The sequence below is a fragment of the Mesorhizobium sp. Cs1299R1N1 genome, assembly GCF_037179655.1.
Taxonomy (GTDB): domain Bacteria; phylum Pseudomonadota; class Alphaproteobacteria; order Rhizobiales; family Rhizobiaceae; genus Mesorhizobium; species Mesorhizobium salmacidum.
This window is the reverse complement of sequence record NZ_JAPYKR010000017.1, coordinates 38,504-54,248: the sequence shown is the minus strand read 5'-3', so window position 1 is coordinate 54,248 and position 15,745 is coordinate 38,504. Positions and strand designations below refer to the sequence as shown.

Here is a 15,745-nt window from a genome sequence, read left to right as displayed (position 1 = left end):
GCTTCGCGCGTAACCATAAACAAGGGCATCGATATGGCTGACCTGGAAGTAGGCGATCCCGCGCCGCAATTCGATCTGCCGCGGGACGGCGGCGGATCGCTCAGCCTGGCCGCATCCGCCGGCAAGCCGGTCGTGCTCTATTTCTATCCGCAGGACGACACGACAAGCTGCACGCAAGAGGCGATCAGCTTCTCACAGCTGAAGCCGGAATTCGAGAAGGCCGGCGCCGTCGTCATTGGCCTGTCGCCCGACAGCGCCAAGAAACACGACAAGTTCAAGTCGAAATACGATCTCACCATCGATCTTGCCGCCGACGAGGAGCGCAAGGTGATCGAGGCCTACCATCTATGGGTCGAGAAATCGATGTATGGCCGCAAATACATGGGCGTCGAGCGCGCGACGTTCCTGATCGGCCGTGACGGGCGGATCGCCAGGATTTGGCGCAAGGTCCGGGTCAAGGGCCATGCCGAGGCCGTGCTGGAAGCTGTTCGCGAGCTTTGAGCGTCACCGAAGCCCACCAAAGCAATCGACAATTATGGTCGCTACTCGTCAGGTGCCTCGGCCTTCGGCTGCCGCCCAGTCCTCCAGGATTTCGAAACATGGCTCACATGATCGGCCAGCGCGGCGAGATGACCACGCAGGCCGCGCGCGCCCATCATCGATGACAGCGTGACTGATTGCGTGGCGAAGCGCCGCTTGAAATCCTCGCCGCCGCAGAGAAAATCAATTGTGGCAAGGCCACGGTCGAACGACCACTGGATATAGTCCATCATCAGTACCATACCCGGCGAGCCGCGCTCATATTCGGGATCGTAGGTGGTGACGAAAGCCATCATCGTGCCGTGCTGCTCGAAATTGATCGAGACGGCGACGATCGTCTCGTCAAGCTCCAGCACGAAGATGCGCAACAGCCCGAGGTCGGCAAGCACCGAAATAAGCGCGGAGAGAACTGGCGAGCCCTTATCGAATAGATCCGAGGCGCGACCATGCCGGGCGAGCCAGAGGCGCTTCAACGTCGCGACCCGCTCGAGCACCGGCTCGCGCGGGTCCTCCGCATCGAGGAGCCGGAAACGCAATGCACCGCTCTCTTCCATGGACTTGCGGCCACGACGATAGTTCTGCCGGCCCTTCTTGGACAACGTCTCGAACCATTCCGCCCCACGTTGCCAGGGACCCGCAACACGATAGCTGATTTCAGTGCGGTGGTTGCGCCGAAGCGCCTTGCCATGGGCCGGTCCCAACAGAGCATGAACACCGGCATCCGGCAGCAGACGGTTGAGATAGATCAGGTCGAAGCCGCCCTGGTCAAAAACATACTGCCAAAGGCCGGAGATCGCTCGCGGATCGCTGTCGGGTGCAACCAGCGCGTCGCCATAGTCACTGTGATCCTTCGCCGCCCATTCGAGCATGCGGATGCCGGAGCGCCTGAAGGTCGCGAGCGCTATCACGCCATCGAGCCGGTCACCGTTCCAGGCAAGCCCGATCCTGAGCGCGCGCCGCTCCTGATGCGGGGTGGTGCGCCACCAGGCCGCAATCCAGTTCGGATGCTGGAAGACAAGCCCGCCAGCCCGCTGCCAGAGCGCACTCCAGGCCGGTGCGATCTCGGCCAGGCGCACCGCCGATGTCACGACTTCGAAGGTGCGTGTCCGCGGGATCGCGAGCACAACGGGAGCGTTCATGGCCGTGTTCCTTCCGATGACCGCGCGGTCCTTGGCCGTGGCTTTCCTGGCCGCATGCGCCTGGCGATATGCCCCCACATCCGCTTCAACGGCATGACGTAGAGCCCGGCGAGCGACTGGTAGTCACGCACATCGCGGTCGACCAGCCCGAACTTGAAGTCCTCGTCGGGCCTCGGCACACACAATGTTCCGAAGAGCCGATCCCAGAACGAGAAGAGCAGCCCGAAATTCTTGTCGTAGTGGCGCGGATCGACGCTGTGATGCAACTGGTGCCAATGCGGACACAGGATCAAATTGTTGAGCGGGCCGAACGAGATCTTGAAATGCGTGTGCCTGACGAAATCCATCATCAGTATGTTACGCATGACATAGACGTTGACGCCAAGGACGGTCAGTTCGACAAGGTTCAGCGAAATCAGCGACCAGATGCCGAAGCACAGCCCCACGATGAGGCCGTCCCAGGCTCGGTTCATCAACTCGTCCAGCGGATGGACCCTGTCTTTGGTGATCCCGACCATCACCTCGGCCGAGTGATGCACCTTGTGCAGTTCCCAAAGCAGCGGATAGCGATGCTGGGCGACGTGATAGAGATAATAGGAGATGTCGTAGGCCAGCAGCATGCTGACGGTGAAGATCAGCACCGTCACCGGCCCTGCCGGCCCCTCGATCAGAGGCGGCTGAAACTGGAACAGTGTCGAAAACAGCCAGTTGGTGCCGTAGCCCACCGCCGTGACGAAAACGATTCCGGCGGGGAGCATCAGGAAAGGCATCAGGGCCTTCTTCGTCACCCAGAACAGCAGGTCGGCCTTCGCCGAGGGATGGGTGATGACCTCATGCGGGATGACGAACTCGAAGAACTCCTTCCAGCTCTTCTCCTCGACCGTGCGCCAATAGGCCACGAGCGCGCTGACAAGGGCAGTCAGCAGCAAAAGCCCGGTCGCCAGCAGACTGGTGGCCGAAATCTTGTCGAGGATCTTGCCAATCAGATCGTTCAGCATCCCTACCGCCACGGTGAATCCGAAGTACCAGCACGCCTTTACTCGAAAAACGTCAACTAAATGCAATCGAAGACAGTTAAGAAACCCAAGCCTTGCTCTGCGGGCGACAGGCCATTGCTGGCGGAGCATTGGTGCTCATCGCCAACGATTTCGCGACATGGCGGCCGCACCCCGGCGGCTTTCATGCAACCTCTTGCCCGTGCTGCGTGCATTCGGCGCGGCGCAGTGGACAAGGCAAGCCTTTGTTAACCCTAATAATGTGTAATCAGGCTGTCGTGGTGTCGTAAACGAAAGCTTGGTCCCGTGAACGTAACCGGTCAGTCCGCAGTCTTCGGCAGGCGCAAGGAACCCCACACGGTCATTATCGCACGGGGCAACGAGATCAGGCACTTCACGATCCGCCCCTGGCTCGCGGCATTCATCGGTTCGGGACTCGCCGCCATTGCCATCGGCTATCTCCTGGCCACATCCTATCTTGTGCTGCGCGACGACCTGATCGGCGCCACCACCGCGCGCCAGGCGCGGATGCAACAGGCTTACGAGGACCGCATTTCGGCGCTTCGCGCCCAGGTCGACCGCATCACCAGCAGGCAGTTGCTCGACCAACAATTGATGGAAACCAAGGTCAGCGAACTGCTTCAGCGCCAGACACAGCTCAGCCAGCGGCATGGCCGTCTCGGCCCGCTGTTCGAACGTGCCGAGAACGACGTCGGAACGGTGCCCGCGGAAGATCCGGCCGCGACCGCCAAGCCGGACAAGCGCGCCGATGTGACCGGCAGCATCAACCAGCCCGCGCAGACCTACGCGGTCGCTGGCCTGGGCGCCGACCTCGGCACCGCCGACACAAGGCCCTTCTCCTTGTGGTCGACCCGCACCGATCCGCTGCCCAGCGATTCAGCCGCCGATCGTGCCGACAAACTGTTCGTTTCGATCAACCAGTCGCTGAAATCCATCGAGAATGATCAGCTCAGCCGCATCAGCACGCTCGCGGACAATGCCTACAAAAGCGCAGATGCCATCCAGCAGGCGCTGCAGGCAGCCGGACTGCCGGTCGACAGCGATTTCGGCAAGAACGAAAGCGATGTCGGCGGACCGTTGATCCCGCTCGACTCCTCGATGATCTTCGACAGCAAGGTCAAGGAACTGGACGAGGCGCTGGACACGCTCGATCAGCTGAAAAAGGAAGCGCGCCGGCTGCCGCTCGCCAATCCCGCCCCTGGCCACTCCGTCACCAGCCCGTTCGGCGTGCGTACCGATCCCCTTCTCGGCACGGCCGCGCTGCATTCGGGAATGGACTTCAGGGCGCCCATCGGCATGGCCGCCAAGGTCACCGCGCCCGGCATCGTGACCAAGGCCGGCTGGAACGGCGGTTATGGCCGCATGGTGGAAGTCGATCACGGCAACGGCTTTGCGACCCGTTACGGGCATCTGAGCGAAATCGACGTGACCGTCGGCGAGAAGCTGGACGCCGGCGCCATCATCGGCAAGACCGGCAGCAGCGGCCGCTCGACCGGCCCGCATCTGCATTATGAAGTGCGGCACAATGGCGAGGCGATCGATCCGCTGCGCTTCCTGACCGTCGGCAGGAAAGTCGCGCAATATCTTTAGCAAGGGCAACCGCTCGCCTGCGGGCTGAATCGGGACCACCGGCCAGCCACGCCTCTCCCTCGCCAAGCAGTCTCCCGCACGTCGCCAGGCTGCTGACGGCCATCCGCCAACGGCAGGACCGCAAACCGTCGCTTCTTAGTCTCATCCCTAATCCACACCGAAGGTGAGAAGCCGTGGGATCGGCAGCTCGGTCCGCGTGCCGGATTATTTTTGAATTCCATTTGACTGAATAAATATTTGATGCGAACCTCACGTCAAGCAAGGGGCGCAAGGCATGGCATTGCGAGGGACCAACCAGGAGTTCGGGCGGCCGTACAACAGGCGCATCGTGCTGGAGTCCATCCGCCGTCATGGCCCGATCGCCCGTGGCGACATCGCCAGGCATGTCGGGCTCACCGTCCAGACCGTGTCGACCATCGTTCGCGAACTGGAGGAACAGGGCTACATCCTGTCCGTGCGCGAAGAGCCGAAGGGCCGTGGCCTGCCACCGGCGACACTGCGCATCAACCCGGAAGGCGGCTATGCCGTCGGCATCCACCTGACGCCGCTTGGAATAGACGCCGCACTGATCAATCTCAGCGGCGACGTCATCGAGAGTTCACGTCGAGAAGCGCCCAACGCGGCGCCCGATCATGCGTTCGAACAGATCGGCGCCATGGTCCGCGACCTGACGGGCAAGCGGCCCGGCGGCCGCGTCATCGGCATCGGCATGGCGCTTCCCGGCCCGTTCGACGTGGACTCCATGAGCTTTGTCGGCCCGACCACGATGACCGGCTGGAAACACGTGGCGCTGCGTGAGCGGCTGACGGCCGCGACGGGATTGCCGGCGTTCTTCGAGAGCGACATGGCCGCCGCCGCGATGGGCGAGCGGCTCTATGGCATCGGTGCCCGACATTCCGACTATTATTATCTCTATTTCGGCGTTGGGCTTGGTGGCGCCATGATGCATGACGGCAGCGTTCTGCGCGGCGCCTGGGGCAATGCGGGCGAGATCGGCCATATTCCCGTGGTCCCCGAAGGCGAGCTTTGCCCCTGCGGCAACCGAGGCTGCCTCGAGCGCTACCTCTCGCTCGAAGCGCGGGGCCGCCGGGCCGGCAATGACGCCGATTGGGTGGCGCAGGTCGGCCCGATCTTCCGCAACACCATCGCCATCATCGAAAACCTCTTCGACCCAGAGACGGTCGTGCTCGGCGGCCTGGCGGCATCGGAGTTGCTCGAACGCCTGGCAGACGCGGCCGAACCGCTGCACAATTCGGTTTCGGCCCGCGCGGACCGCAAGACGCCGCGCGTCGTCGTCGCCAGCGGCGGCCAGCATGCGGTGCTGCGCGGCGCGGCGGCACTCGCCGTTTCCGGGGTGTTGTCGCCACGCTTCGGCCAGATGTTCGCCGCCGAACGCGAGCGCGGCCGCGACATCCTTTCGGCCGGGGAGATTGCAGCATGAGCGAACCCCTGCTGGTGCTCGACAACGTGACCAAGAACTATGGCGCGATCGAAGCGCTGAAGGGGATCAGCTTTTCCATCGGCAAGGGCGAGGTGGTGGCGTTGCTCGGCGACAATGGCGCCGGCAAGTCGACGCTGGTCAAGATCATTGCGGGCGGTCTCGAACCGACCTCCGGCCGCATGCTGTTCGAGGGCAAGGAGTTCCTGGCCCGGTCGCCGGCAGAAGCCAAGGCGGCGGGTATCGAGACCGTCTACCAGGACCTGTCGCTCTGCACCAATGTCGACGTGGTGGCCAATTTCTTCATGGGCCGCGAGATCACCAGGAAGGTGCTTGGCATTCCCGTGCTCGATGAGCGAGCCATGGAAGCCGTTGTCGGGAAAGCGCTGGCCAGCGCCGGTACCCGCATTCCTTCACTGCGCACCAATGTCGAGCATCTCTCGGGCGGCCAGCGGCAGGCCATCGAACTCAACCGCTTCGTGCACTGGGGCGGCAAGCTGGTGCTGCTCGACGAACCGTTCGCCGCACTTGGCGTCGAGCAGACGCGGCGCGGCCTCGACATGATCCGCCAGGTGGCGAGCCAGGGCATCGGCGTCGTCATCATCACCCATATCATGCAGCAGGCTTTTCAGGTCGCCGACCGGATCGTGGTGATCCGGCAAGGCGTCGTGGCGGGCGATGTCGCACGCAACAAGACAAGTCCCGACGCGGTGATCAACATGATCACCGGGGAGACGCTTGCCGGTGCCGGACCGGCGGGCTGAGGGACAAAGAGGGGTCCGGCTTAACAGGGAGCCAACGACATGAAGCGAATACTTCTTGCTGTCTTCGGTATCCTGGCACTGGCTTTTGCCACACTCACGCCGGCATTCGCGCAGTCCAAGGGTATTGTCTACTACATGGTGCCGACACTGCTCGACGAGTTCCAGACTGGCTCGGTGAGCGCGCTGGAGCTGTTCCTGAAACAGACCGGCTACGACATGAAGACGCTGAACGCCGACAACAAGACCGACGCCCAGCAGTCACAGATGAACGACGTCATCGCGCTGAAGCCGGCGGCGATCATCCTGGCCGCCGTCGATTTCAATGCGCTGAAACCGTCGATCGAGGCAGCGCGCGCCGCCGGCATTCCGGTGGTCGAGTTCGACCGCCAGATCACGTCGACGCCGTCCGACTTCACGTCGGTCGCGGGTACCGTCGAGATCGGCTACGTCGCCGCCGACCAGGCCGAAAAACTTCTGAAAGCCAAGAACGGCTCGGTGAAGGGCAAGGTCCTGCAGGTGCTTGGCGATCCCGGCGATCCCTACACGCTCGACATCCAGAAGGGTTTTGAAGAAAAGATGAAGGCGTTCCCGGACGTCAAGATCATCTCTCTGCCTGCCATGCAATGGGAAGCCAGCAACGCCGGCACCATCGTTGCCGACCAGATGCTGGCCAATCCCGACATCGACCTGATCTTCAGCCATGCCGCGCACCTGTCGGTCGCCGCCGTCGCTTCGCTCGAGGCCGCCGGCAAGAAGCCTGGCGACGTCATGCTGATGAGTTCGAACGGCGCGCCGGTCGGTCTCGACCTGATCCGCAAGGGCTGGCTCAACGTCGAGGTCGAGCAGCCGCTTTACGCACAGGCCGCGGCCGTCGCCATGTTCATGGACAAGGTCGTCAAGAAGGAAGAGATCAAGCCCGGCGAATACGATGTGCTTGGCCTGAAGTCGACCGTCACCAAGGAAGCCTGGGGCCCGAACATCAAGATCCCGGGCGCCGCAATCACCAAGGAGAATGTCGACAATCCGGCCTTCTGGGGCAACCAGAAGCCGCCGACCGATACGGTCAAGCCGGTCGAATAGACAGATGGCCCAACCGCTCCGGGCCATACCGGCCCGGAGCCCTTCCCTGCCCGTATCGAATGAGACGCAGGCAATGTCCTGCGGCCTTGATTGCGCACGCCAACCGGATCGACATATGAACCCTCGCACACGCAACGCCCTGGAGTTCGTCCTCGACAACCTCGTCTGGTTCATGCTGCTCCTTGTCCTGGTCGTCTTCTCGCTGTTCATCCCGAACTATTTCCAGCTCGGCATCTTCGCCAACATCATCGAGGCGTCGAGCGTGCTCGGCGTGATGTCGATCGGCCTGGCGCTGGTCATCATTGCCGGTCACATGGACCTGTCGGTCGAATCCGTCGCCGCGCTCAGCGCCATGGCGGTGGGCATCCTGTTTTGTTCCTCGGGCATCGGCCTCGGCGTCCAGTTGCACCCGGAATGGCTGATGGTTCCGGTTTCGCTGCTGCTGGCGCTGGCCGTCGGCGGCCTCATCGGAGCCTTCAACGGCTATCTTGTGGTCAAGGTCAAGATGAGCGCCTTCATCATCACGCTCGCCTCCTACATCTGGGTGCGCGGCCTGGTGCTGGTCATCTCGGGCGGCCGCTCGGCCCAGGATCTGGCACCTGCCATCCGCTGGTTCGGCATCCAACGCCTGATCGGCCTGCCGCTTACCGCCTGGATCGCGGTGGCCTGTTTCGTGGTCTTCTCGCTGATCATGGCCAAGACGCCGTTCGGCAGGCACCTCGTGATGATCGGCGGCAATGAGACCGCGACTTTCCGCGCCGGCATCCGGGTGAACCGCAACCTGATCATCGCCTTCGTGCTCGCCGGCGCCATAGCAGGGCTCGCCGGCTGGCTGCTGGCGATCCGCACCTCGGGCGCCACGGCCAATCTCGGCGTCGGCCTTCTGTTCAACGCCTTTGCCGCGGTCGTCATCGGCGGCGTCAGCCTGAAGGGTGGTGTCGGCACCTTGCCGGGCGTCTATGCCGGCGTGCTCCTGCTCTCTGCCATCAACACGGCGATCAACCTGATGGGCCTGCCCGCCAACTTCACCCAGGTCATCCACGGCCTGCTGGTTCTGGCAGCCGTGTTGCTCGACGCATTCAAGCAAACCATTCGTCAAAGACTGGCGTGAGAGGGGAATTGGCGTGAGGCGGGGATTTGGCATGACAGGACGGCTCGCATGACAGGACGACTGGAAGACAAGGTGGCGTTGATCGTCGGCGGCGCGCGCGGCATCGGCAAGGGCATCGCACTGCGCTTCGCCGAAGAAGGCGCAAGGCTGGTGCTGGCCGACACGGAGGAGGAGGCCGGGCAAGCCAGCGCGGATGAACTCGGCGTCCCCTTCATCCGCACCGACATCTCGCAAATGAGAGACGCCGAGGGCGCGGTGGCGATGGCGCTGAAACACCACGGCCGCCTCGACATCATCGTCCAGAATGCCGGCATCTATCCCTGGCAGTTGATCGAGAACACCAGCGCCGACGACTGGGACCGCGTCATGGCCGTCAACCTGCGCGGCACTTTCAATGCCAGCCGCGCGGCCCTGGTACCGATGAAGGCGCAGCGCTTTGGCCGCATGCTCTACACCTCCTCCATCACCGGCCCGCATGTCACCAGCCCTGGCCATGGCCATTATTCGGCGACGAAAGCGGGCATCAACGGCTTCATTCGCGCTGCGGCGCTGGAGTTCTCCGGCTACGGCATCACCGTCAACGGCGTCGAGCCCGGCAATATCCTTACCGAAGCCATCCAGCAGCATCGCGGCGCCGCCTATATCAAGAACATGGAAGATTCGATCCCACTCGGCCGGCTCGGCAACCCGCGCGACGTGGCCAACGCCTTCCTGTTCCTCGCCTCGGACGACGCCAGTTACATCACCGGCACCACCATTGTCGTCGATGGCGGGCAATTGCTGCCCGAGGGCAAGGATTTCCGGATGGTGCCGCCGTGAGCGGGGGCAGCCATACGCCATGAACCGTGTGCCTGCTGAATTGCCGATTTGGCTCGAGCGCTTCGGTGAATTCCTCCAGGCGTCCGGCCGGCTTCAGCCCTTACGGATGGCTGAGGGCAGGCAAGGCTTTCGTCTTGCCGGACAATCTGGCTCCTAAGGTCAGGCTATTCGGGAACCACCCCACGAACGCCTTCATCGCCGTATTGGACCTGGGGAGGACGGCAATGCGCGCCAACAGTGCGGCCGCATGAATGCGAGTGGCAAATTGCCGGCTCCACGCTCTTGAATAGCGGTTGCCGACGGCGATGCGCGCCGTCCGGTCCCATTGTTCGAACCTTGCCAATTCGCCAGCGAGAAGCCAGCTGGACTGCAGGGCCATGGAGATGCCTTCGGCGATGATGGGATGGGACTCGCCGGCGATGTTGCCGACCCGAAATATGTCGTCGGCAAATCGTGGGCGCATCCCCGGACGTATGGGACCGGCGGCAAGCCATTCACCTTCGAGGCTGGCGTCGCCGATCGTGGAAACCACCGCCGGGCACGATGCCAGTATGTGCGCGTGAACGGCTTGGGCCGCTGACGTGGCAGCGCCCTTTTTGCGCAGCCTGGCCAACACGTCGCGGCGTATGCAACACGACAGCGATATCCTGTCCTGATCCGCCCACACCATGCCACCATAGCCGCCCGGAAACACCAGGAGCGGCATGAGGTCTCGAGCGAGCGAAGCTCCCCTGAAATGAGCCTTGAAGCCAAACAGATCAGAGGCCGCGCTGCTCTTTGGAAGATTGGTCGGCAACCTGCCCTGGCCCCAGGAGCCATGCGCCGCAATCACCACCTGCCCGCTAAGACTTATCTGACCGTCCTTGTTGGCGATCCGGACGATGGCACGATCGCCATTGCTGGCGATCTCCACCGCGCGCCACGGCTGAAAAACGTCGGCTCCGGCGTTGCGCGCCGTGTCCAAGAGGATGCCATCCAGAACGTCCCGTCCAAGCGCCCGCCCGAAAGCATCTCCGGCGGCGCGCGGCATGCCTGCTTGGATGCAGGGGCCCGACGCGAACAACGCAACCCGCTTGACCTCGGGTCCTGCCCTGGCGCGAACCGCCACGCCCGCCTCCAAACGGTCCAGCAGCTCCAGATTGACCGCCGACATGAATTCGCCGCAGACCTTGCGGCGTGGAAACTCGCTTGCTTCGATGATGGCCACGGAACGACCCTGGCCGCGCAAGGCCAGGGCTGCCGACGAGCCGCTTGGGCCGGCACCTATGACGATGGCATCGTACATCGCGCAAATCCTTCCTTGGGGAAAACGCGGAAGGCGTGGGTAAACGGGCCAATCCTGCGTTCTTCACACTGCTGCGCGGGACCGAGAGGCCACAAACCGGAAAGTTCCTTGCCAGCGAAACCTGCGCGGACGCTTGCCGCCGCATCGTGCATGGTGACCTGGTTTGCACCGACAAGGCGCAGGAGCGAGCATGCTTTCAAGGCGATAACGTTTCGGCTTGGCTCGGCGGCGAGGAACACCGGTGCCAAACGGCGCAGGGCTTCGAACAGGATCTTTAAGGCGGCGTCGGAAAAGTGGTGCAGGAACAGATTGGCCGAGACAACGTCGTACGCGTCACCCCCGGGTTTTGCGATCCAGTCGAAGACATTGTCGGTGACGGTTTCAACCCGCCAGCCCAGTGCCGCGAAATCGGCGCGCCGCCGGTCGGTGAGGAGGTCAACTTGGTCGAGCATGACCAGCTCCACGTCGATCCACTTCCTGGCGAGGCGCCTTGCAACCGAGAGCATGAATTCACCGTCGCCGGACCCGACTTCCAATATTCTGATCGAACCCTCGCGCACGCTTGCCTTCAGGAGGCTGGACATGATCGCATGTTGAAACATCAGCGAATTTATCCAAATCAAGTCACGCCGGGAGCCAATCGCCTCGGGATCGTCGGGAGGCAAATGATCGAGCAGTTCCGGCTGGATATGACGGCTGTCGAGACCCGTGGCCATGTCAGGCACTGCCGGCAGTGTGGAACATCATCGTCTCGGCCGTGAGGCCGGGGCCGAATGCCATTGCACAGCCCACGTCATCATCCGTGACCCCCCGAAGCATCCGCTCCAGCACGAACATCACGGTGGCGGAGGACATGTTTCCGTTTTCGCGAAGCACGTCGCGCGACTGCAACAGCGCATCGGGAGGAAGATCCAGCGCGCGCTCCACGGCGTCGAGAATGGAACGCCCACCCGGGTGAACAGCCCAAAGGTCGACGTTGGCGGCGGTCCTGTTTCCCAGGATGGCGCCGACGCCTTTGCCAAGCGCATTCTGGATTGCAGCAGGAACCTGCCCCGACAGAACCATGTCGAACCCGTCGTCGTGCACGCTCCAGCTCATCAGGTCGCGGGCGTCGGCCTCCACGATCGCGTGAAAACTGTCCAGGCCGATGCCGAACGGGCGGGCGGTCACCGACGCGGCCGCGCAGCCATCGCCCCAGAGGGAGAAAGATAGCAGTTTTTCGAGATCGGCCGTCTCCTTGAGATGGAGCGTACAGAGTTCGATGCAGACGATCACAACGTGGGCCGCAGGTTCCGACAGGACGATGTGCCGCGCCAGTTTGAGCGCATTGATTGCCGCATAACATCCCATAAAACCGATGATCGTGCGCTCCACGGTGGTGGGCAGATTGCACCGGGCGATTATTTCCAGATCGATGCCGGGGGCGGAGAAGCCCGTACACGTGGTGACAATCAGATGCGTGACACCCTTCCTGTCTTCGCCCTCCAGGAGCCGCTCCAATGCTCGCTCGGCCAGCGCGGGCGCGGCCGTGGCAAACATTTCCATGCGTTTGGCCGTACCTGGAAACGCACCGCGCTTGAAAACACCCGCCAGGTCGACGCTCAGACCCTCAGGATCACTAGCGGGTGCGAAGCAGGAATAGCGATGTTCGATGCCGCCCTTGTCGGCCATGCGATCGAAAATTGCGCGGCGGCGGGGATCTGCCAGCTGGGAGCCCGCAAATTGAAGGAAGAATTCGTGGACACCGTGATCAGGGACGGCCGTGGCAATTCGGTTGATGAAAGCTTGAACGGGCATTTTCCTTGACCTGCAGCCGCAAATCCGTGGTCGCGAACCGAGAGGCACAGTTGCCTTCGGCGGAAGCTGCGGCCCCCACGGCAATGGCTATCTCTATCGAGGTGAACGCTGGGAGGCCCAAAAGATTTCCCGAAAATGCCGCTCACCCGTTAAAAAGCAATGCACGCCCTTAGGAGGGAGAACAGGTGAGCTGTGCGCGGAACTGTTGTCGACGCGGCGGTTCGTGGCGCCCGCAAACCGGAAAACATCAACGGGTGGAAAGATATGGTGGGCGATGACGGGCTCGAACCGCCGACATCTTCGGTGTAAATGAAGCGCTGACAGCTAAGTTATGAAATAATAGCTGCTTTTCCGCCTACTGATACCCGTCAATTTCCATGAATATCGCTGTTTCGGTGGTAAACGGCGGTGGCATTGACTCCGCCGCCATCATTTCCGGAACCCGCGGCGACCAATCTCCCGACCGAGCGGAGCGCATTCGACCCCGGTGTCTTCTTGAAGATTGACACCAGTTCGCTGGCGGCTGGATTCGACATTTCATCCACGAACTGTTTGAGGATTTCGGAACACCGTTACAGGCAAAATTCCCTTCAGCCAACAAGGACGGCTGCGTGGGATAGCCCGCTCGCCGCCGGAGGCGATGTAGCTGATCGCATAAGCGGTCGTATCTATGATCTCGATCATATAATTTTTGGTCCCGAAGCCGTAACGTTCAGCTCATGAGCGAGCTGAAAGCAAAACCATTCCGTCGGTCTTCCGCATGCTATTCGAGCGCGCGCCAATGAGCGGAGAACTTGCCAGGCTCGACCTCTCTTCCCTGTTCCGCGAGGGTCGAGATCGCGTCCTTGCGCCAGGGCAGTTCTTGTTCCGCCAGGGCGAGTCGGCAGAGCGCGTGTTCTTGATCCGGCGCGGGCGGCTGCGCATGATCCGCCATCTTGCCTCCGGGGAGGCCGTAATCGTCCATACGGGACAAGCGGGTGAACTCTTCGCAGGGGCGGCCCTCTTTGCCCCGAATCGTATGTGCCGGGGCTGTTGGGCGTGGCGCGCCACTCGGGCTGACGTTCGGGGTTCGCCTCGGCGAGCGCGCTACGGACGCCCTGGACGCCATAGTCCTTGAGATAGCCCGGTGATCCCGGTTGCTGACGCCAGGATTCCGCGATAGTGCCGGCGTCCACTGCGTCGAAGCCGATCCCGTCGATCAGCGCCATGGCCTTAGACTTGGTCCGGACGTCATCACCCGCCACCGCCAGAGCGATACGGTCCGCGGAGCCCGCAGGCTTGGCGCCCGGTTGGAGATGGGTCGCTTCTATCGTGTTGAAGGCTTTGATCACCGGACGCCCAAGGTGCTGCTCAACCCATTCGCTTTCGGTGTTCGCGTCCTCAATTCCGTCCAGACGACCGTCGCGCTGTTGTGGATAGTAGTTGGTCGTGTCGATGACGGCGACGTCGGCGGGCGTGGACGCGAACAGTTCGCGGGGCAGACTAGGGATTTTGTTTGTAGGAACGGCGACCACCACGACCTCCTGGCCGCGGACAGCATCTTCAATCGCAGCGGCCCGCGCCCCGGTTTCCGCCGACAGAACCGCCAAAGACCCTGGTCCGCGCGAATTGGCGATCGTGACTTCGTGCCCTGCGGCCCGGAAGAGGCGGGTGAGTGCGCTGCCGATATTGCCAGCGCCAACAATGCCGATTTTCATGTTTGTGCCTTTCGAAGATGTGAGGGAGGAGAATGCTGACAAGCTATATGGACCCTGGCATTCGATCGACAAATGGCGTCATGAAGCCCACTCTCCCAACCAGGAGTGTGGAATGGATCGTCTCGCCAGCATGGCCGCGTTCGTGAGGGCGGCAGAAAGCGGCTCCTTTGCAACGGCGGCATCGGCGCTCGGCATCTCACCGCAGATGGTGGCCAAGCACGTCACCTACCTGGAGGCACGCTTGGGGGCACGCCTGCTCAACCGCACAACCCGAAAGCAAAGTCTGACGGTGATCGGCAAGTCCTATTACGATCGGTGCAAGGTGGCGCTGGCCGAGGTCGATTGGGCGGATGCAATTGCTGATGAGGCCAAGGGCAAGCCGCGAGGGCTCTTGCGCGTCAACGCGCCGGTTTCATTCGGGGCTCATTGCGTGACTCCCGTGGTCGCACGCTATTTGAGCAGTCATCCCAGTGTCGATGTCGACCTGGTTCTCAACGACCGCTTTGTCGACCTTATCGACGACGGGTTTGAGGCGGTGTTCCGGATCGGTCCTCTCGGAGGATCTAACCTCGGTGCGATAAAGCTCGCGCCCTTTCAGACTATCGCCTGCGGGTCGCCTGCATACCTAAAAGAGCGAGGGATGCCATCGACTGTATCGGATCTGGCCAATCATGAATGCCTGCTCTTCGGCAACTGGCCCGAACCAACGTTCAGCGACTGGCTCTTTGTGCGGGACGGTCTCACCTCAAAAGCCACAGTCCATGGCCGTCTCAAGGTCAACAACCCCGCTTCGTTGCTGGAGGCGGCGCTCGCAGGTTTCGGCTTGGCGCTCCTCGGGGAAGAGTCGGTGCGCACGCACCTCGCGACCGGGCGGCTCGTCCGAGTGTTGCCGAACTACGAAACGCCTCCGCGTCCCATTCATCTGCTGTTTCACCCTGATCGGCGACAAACACCGAAGCTGAAGAGCTTCATCGAAATGGTGGTGGAACAGCTAGGATGTGGCGAAGCAGCTGGACACGGACAACAGCCCTAGCCAGCACGGCGATTGCGCATGGGCTTCGATTGCAAGCAATGGGTGCCCCTGACTGCCATTACATCCTCCATTGCAACGCTCCGGTACGTGCGTGCGGGAATGCTCCGCACAATAGAAAATCTCTCGAGTCACCGCCGGTCGCTCGTCACCGCCAGCCAGATGGCTCAGCTGCCTGCCGACCAAGCGTCACCGAAGGGGCTCGCGTCCCCTTCCGAGAACTGGGTCTCTGTCGAGCGTCTCGCTGCCGTCTCTGACTACGCCCCCTTCCCGGCCCAACGTTCCTCAACACCCGACGAGCCGCCGCACCCTGCACTAAGGCGCAGAAATCGCTGAGGAATCGCACGTCTCGCAATGTGCAGCATACATGCGCACATTGCGAAATCACCTTCCAACTCATTGAAAAACAACCGATCGCCAGGCTCGCAATGTGCGGGCT

Annotated in this window: 15 protein-coding genes and 1 pseudogene; 9 read left to right on the top strand and 7 right to left on the bottom strand. The window is 62.3% G+C overall.

What is annotated here, in order from left to right:
• The first annotated feature begins 33 nt into the window (after positions 1-33).
• Positions 34-501, top strand: coding sequence for a peroxiredoxin (locus O7A70_RS28775; RefSeq protein ID WP_140506416.1), 468 nt, complete (start codon positions 34-36; stop codon positions 499-501).
• 41 nt (positions 502-542) lie between these two features.
• Here O7A70_RS28775 and O7A70_RS28770 read toward each other — a convergent pair whose 3' ends face one another.
• A complete protein-coding gene (locus tag O7A70_RS28770; RefSeq protein ID WP_337143369.1) occupies positions 543-1,679 on the bottom strand; it encodes a GNAT family N-acetyltransferase in 1,137 nt (378 codons plus the stop codon).
• Positions 1,676-2,677, bottom strand: a complete 1,002-nt coding sequence (locus O7A70_RS28765) for a sterol desaturase family protein (protein WP_337143368.1) — start codon at positions 2,675-2,677, stop codon at positions 1,676-1,678. Before O7A70_RS28765 ends, O7A70_RS28770 begins: the two co-directional genes overlap by 4 nt.
• Positions 2,678-2,980: 303 nt before the next feature.
• On the opposite strand from O7A70_RS28765, the gene O7A70_RS28760 reads away from it, so the two are divergent.
• The 6 genes from O7A70_RS28760 to O7A70_RS28735 all read left to right on the top strand — a co-directional run bounded on the left by O7A70_RS28760 (position 2,981) and on the right by O7A70_RS28735 (position 9,497).
• Positions 2,981-4,285 (top strand): M23 family metallopeptidase, encoded by a 1,305-nt coding sequence (locus O7A70_RS28760; protein ID WP_337143367.1) that lies wholly within the window; start codon positions 2,981-2,983, stop codon positions 4,283-4,285.
• Between the two features lie 274 nt (positions 4,286-4,559).
• Positions 4,560-5,726 (top strand): ROK family transcriptional regulator, encoded by a 1,167-nt coding sequence (locus tag O7A70_RS28755; protein ID WP_337143366.1) that lies wholly within the window; start codon positions 4,560-4,562, stop codon positions 5,724-5,726.
• Complete coding sequence (locus O7A70_RS28750; protein WP_135864119.1) at positions 5,723-6,487, top strand: ATP-binding cassette domain-containing protein; 765 nt, start codon at positions 5,723-5,725, stop codon at positions 6,485-6,487. Before O7A70_RS28755 ends, O7A70_RS28750 begins: the two co-directional genes overlap by 4 nt.
• A 39-nt stretch (positions 6,488-6,526) precedes the next feature.
• Positions 6,527-7,567, top strand: a complete 1,041-nt coding sequence (locus O7A70_RS28745; RefSeq protein ID WP_140506426.1) for a sugar ABC transporter substrate-binding protein — start codon at positions 6,527-6,529, stop codon at positions 7,565-7,567.
• 115 nt (positions 7,568-7,682) lie between these two features.
• Positions 7,683-8,678 carry an ABC transporter permease gene (locus tag O7A70_RS28740; RefSeq protein ID WP_337107091.1) on the top strand — a complete coding sequence of 332 codons (996 nt, stop codon included), beginning with the start codon at positions 7,683-7,685 and terminating at the stop codon, positions 8,676-8,678.
• 48 nt (positions 8,679-8,726) lie between these two features.
• Positions 8,727-9,497 carry an SDR family oxidoreductase gene (locus O7A70_RS28735; RefSeq protein ID WP_337143365.1) on the top strand — a complete coding sequence of 257 codons (771 nt, stop codon included), beginning with the start codon at positions 8,727-8,729 and terminating at the stop codon, positions 9,495-9,497.
• A gap of 100 nt (positions 9,498-9,597) precedes the next feature.
• Here the strand turns inward: O7A70_RS28735 and O7A70_RS28730 are convergent, their stop codons facing one another.
• The 4 genes from O7A70_RS28730 to O7A70_RS28715 form a co-directional block, all read right to left on the bottom strand.
• The gene (locus tag O7A70_RS28730; RefSeq protein ID WP_337143364.1) at positions 9,598-10,782 is read right to left on the bottom strand and encodes an NAD(P)/FAD-dependent oxidoreductase; all 1,185 of its coding nucleotides are present in this window, start codon (positions 10,780-10,782) and stop codon (positions 9,598-9,600) included.
• Positions 10,761-11,498: a methyltransferase domain-containing protein gene (locus O7A70_RS28725; protein WP_337143363.1), complete on the bottom strand. Its 738-nt coding sequence runs from the start codon at positions 11,496-11,498 to the stop codon at positions 10,761-10,763. The genes O7A70_RS28730 and O7A70_RS28725 overlap by 22 nt, the downstream gene beginning before the upstream one ends.
• 1 nt (position 11,499) lies before the next feature.
• Entirely contained in the window at positions 11,500-12,579 is a 1,080-nt protein-coding gene (locus tag O7A70_RS28720) for a type III polyketide synthase (RefSeq protein ID WP_337143362.1), read from the bottom strand.
• A gap of 763 nt (positions 12,580-13,342) precedes the next feature.
• Positions 13,343-13,513, bottom strand: coding sequence for a hypothetical protein (locus tag O7A70_RS28715; RefSeq protein ID WP_337143438.1), 171 nt, complete (start codon positions 13,511-13,513; stop codon positions 13,343-13,345).
• On the opposite strand from O7A70_RS28715, the gene O7A70_RS34265 reads away from it, so the two are divergent.
• On the top strand, positions 13,472-13,696 hold the full coding sequence (locus tag O7A70_RS34265) for a hypothetical protein (protein WP_442921225.1): 225 nt from the start codon (positions 13,472-13,474) through the stop codon (positions 13,694-13,696). The two genes, O7A70_RS28715 and O7A70_RS34265, sit on opposite strands and share 42 nt — an antisense overlap.
• Before the next feature lie 328 nt (positions 13,697-14,024).
• Here O7A70_RS34265 and O7A70_RS28710 read toward each other — a convergent pair.
• A pseudogene (locus O7A70_RS28710) lies at positions 14,025-14,276 on the bottom strand (NAD(P)-binding domain-containing protein); the annotation flags it as partial.
• Between the two features lie 112 nt (positions 14,277-14,388).
• Between O7A70_RS28710 and O7A70_RS28705 the strand changes: the two are divergent.
• The gene (locus O7A70_RS28705; protein WP_337143361.1) at positions 14,389-15,309 is read left to right on the top strand and encodes a LysR family transcriptional regulator; all 921 of its coding nucleotides are present in this window, start codon (positions 14,389-14,391) and stop codon (positions 15,307-15,309) included.
• The last annotated feature ends 436 nt before the right edge of the window (positions 15,310-15,745 follow it).

What these genes read in the sequence shown, in the direction of transcription:
- O7A70_RS28720 (WP_337143362.1), bottom strand. Translation starts at nt 12,579, where the DNA reads ATGCCCGTTCAAGCTTTCATCAACCGAATTGCCACGGCCGTCCCTGAT.
- O7A70_RS28725 (WP_337143363.1), bottom strand. Translation starts at nt 11,498, where the DNA reads ATGGCCACGGGTCTCGACAGCCGTCATATCCAGCCGGAACTGCTCGAT.
- O7A70_RS28745 (WP_140506426.1), top strand. Translation starts at nt 6,527, where the DNA reads ATGAAGCGAATACTTCTTGCTGTCTTCGGTATCCTGGCACTGGCTTTT.
- O7A70_RS28765 (WP_337143368.1), bottom strand. Translation starts at nt 2,677, where the DNA reads ATGCTGAACGATCTGATTGGCAAGATCCTCGACAAGATTTCGGCCACC.
- O7A70_RS28740 (WP_337107091.1), top strand. Translation starts at nt 7,683, where the DNA reads ATGAACCCTCGCACACGCAACGCCCTGGAGTTCGTCCTCGACAACCTC.
- O7A70_RS28715 (WP_337143438.1), bottom strand. Translation starts at nt 13,513, where the DNA reads ATGGCGGATCATGCGCAGCCGCCCGCGCCGGATCAAGAACACGCGCTC.
- O7A70_RS28730 (WP_337143364.1), bottom strand. Translation starts at nt 10,782, where the DNA reads ATGTACGATGCCATCGTCATAGGTGCCGGCCCAAGCGGCTCGTCGGCA.
- O7A70_RS28705 (WP_337143361.1), top strand. Translation starts at nt 14,389, where the DNA reads ATGGATCGTCTCGCCAGCATGGCCGCGTTCGTGAGGGCGGCAGAAAGC.
- O7A70_RS28770 (WP_337143369.1), bottom strand. Translation starts at nt 1,679, where the DNA reads ATGAACGCTCCCGTTGTGCTCGCGATCCCGCGGACACGCACCTTCGAA.
- O7A70_RS28755 (WP_337143366.1), top strand. Translation starts at nt 4,560, where the DNA reads ATGGCATTGCGAGGGACCAACCAGGAGTTCGGGCGGCCGTACAACAGG.
- O7A70_RS28775 (WP_140506416.1), top strand. Translation starts at nt 34, where the DNA reads ATGGCTGACCTGGAAGTAGGCGATCCCGCGCCGCAATTCGATCTGCCG.
- O7A70_RS28750 (WP_135864119.1), top strand. Translation starts at nt 5,723, where the DNA reads ATGAGCGAACCCCTGCTGGTGCTCGACAACGTGACCAAGAACTATGGC.
- O7A70_RS28735 (WP_337143365.1), top strand. Translation starts at nt 8,727, where the DNA reads ATGACAGGACGACTGGAAGACAAGGTGGCGTTGATCGTCGGCGGCGCG.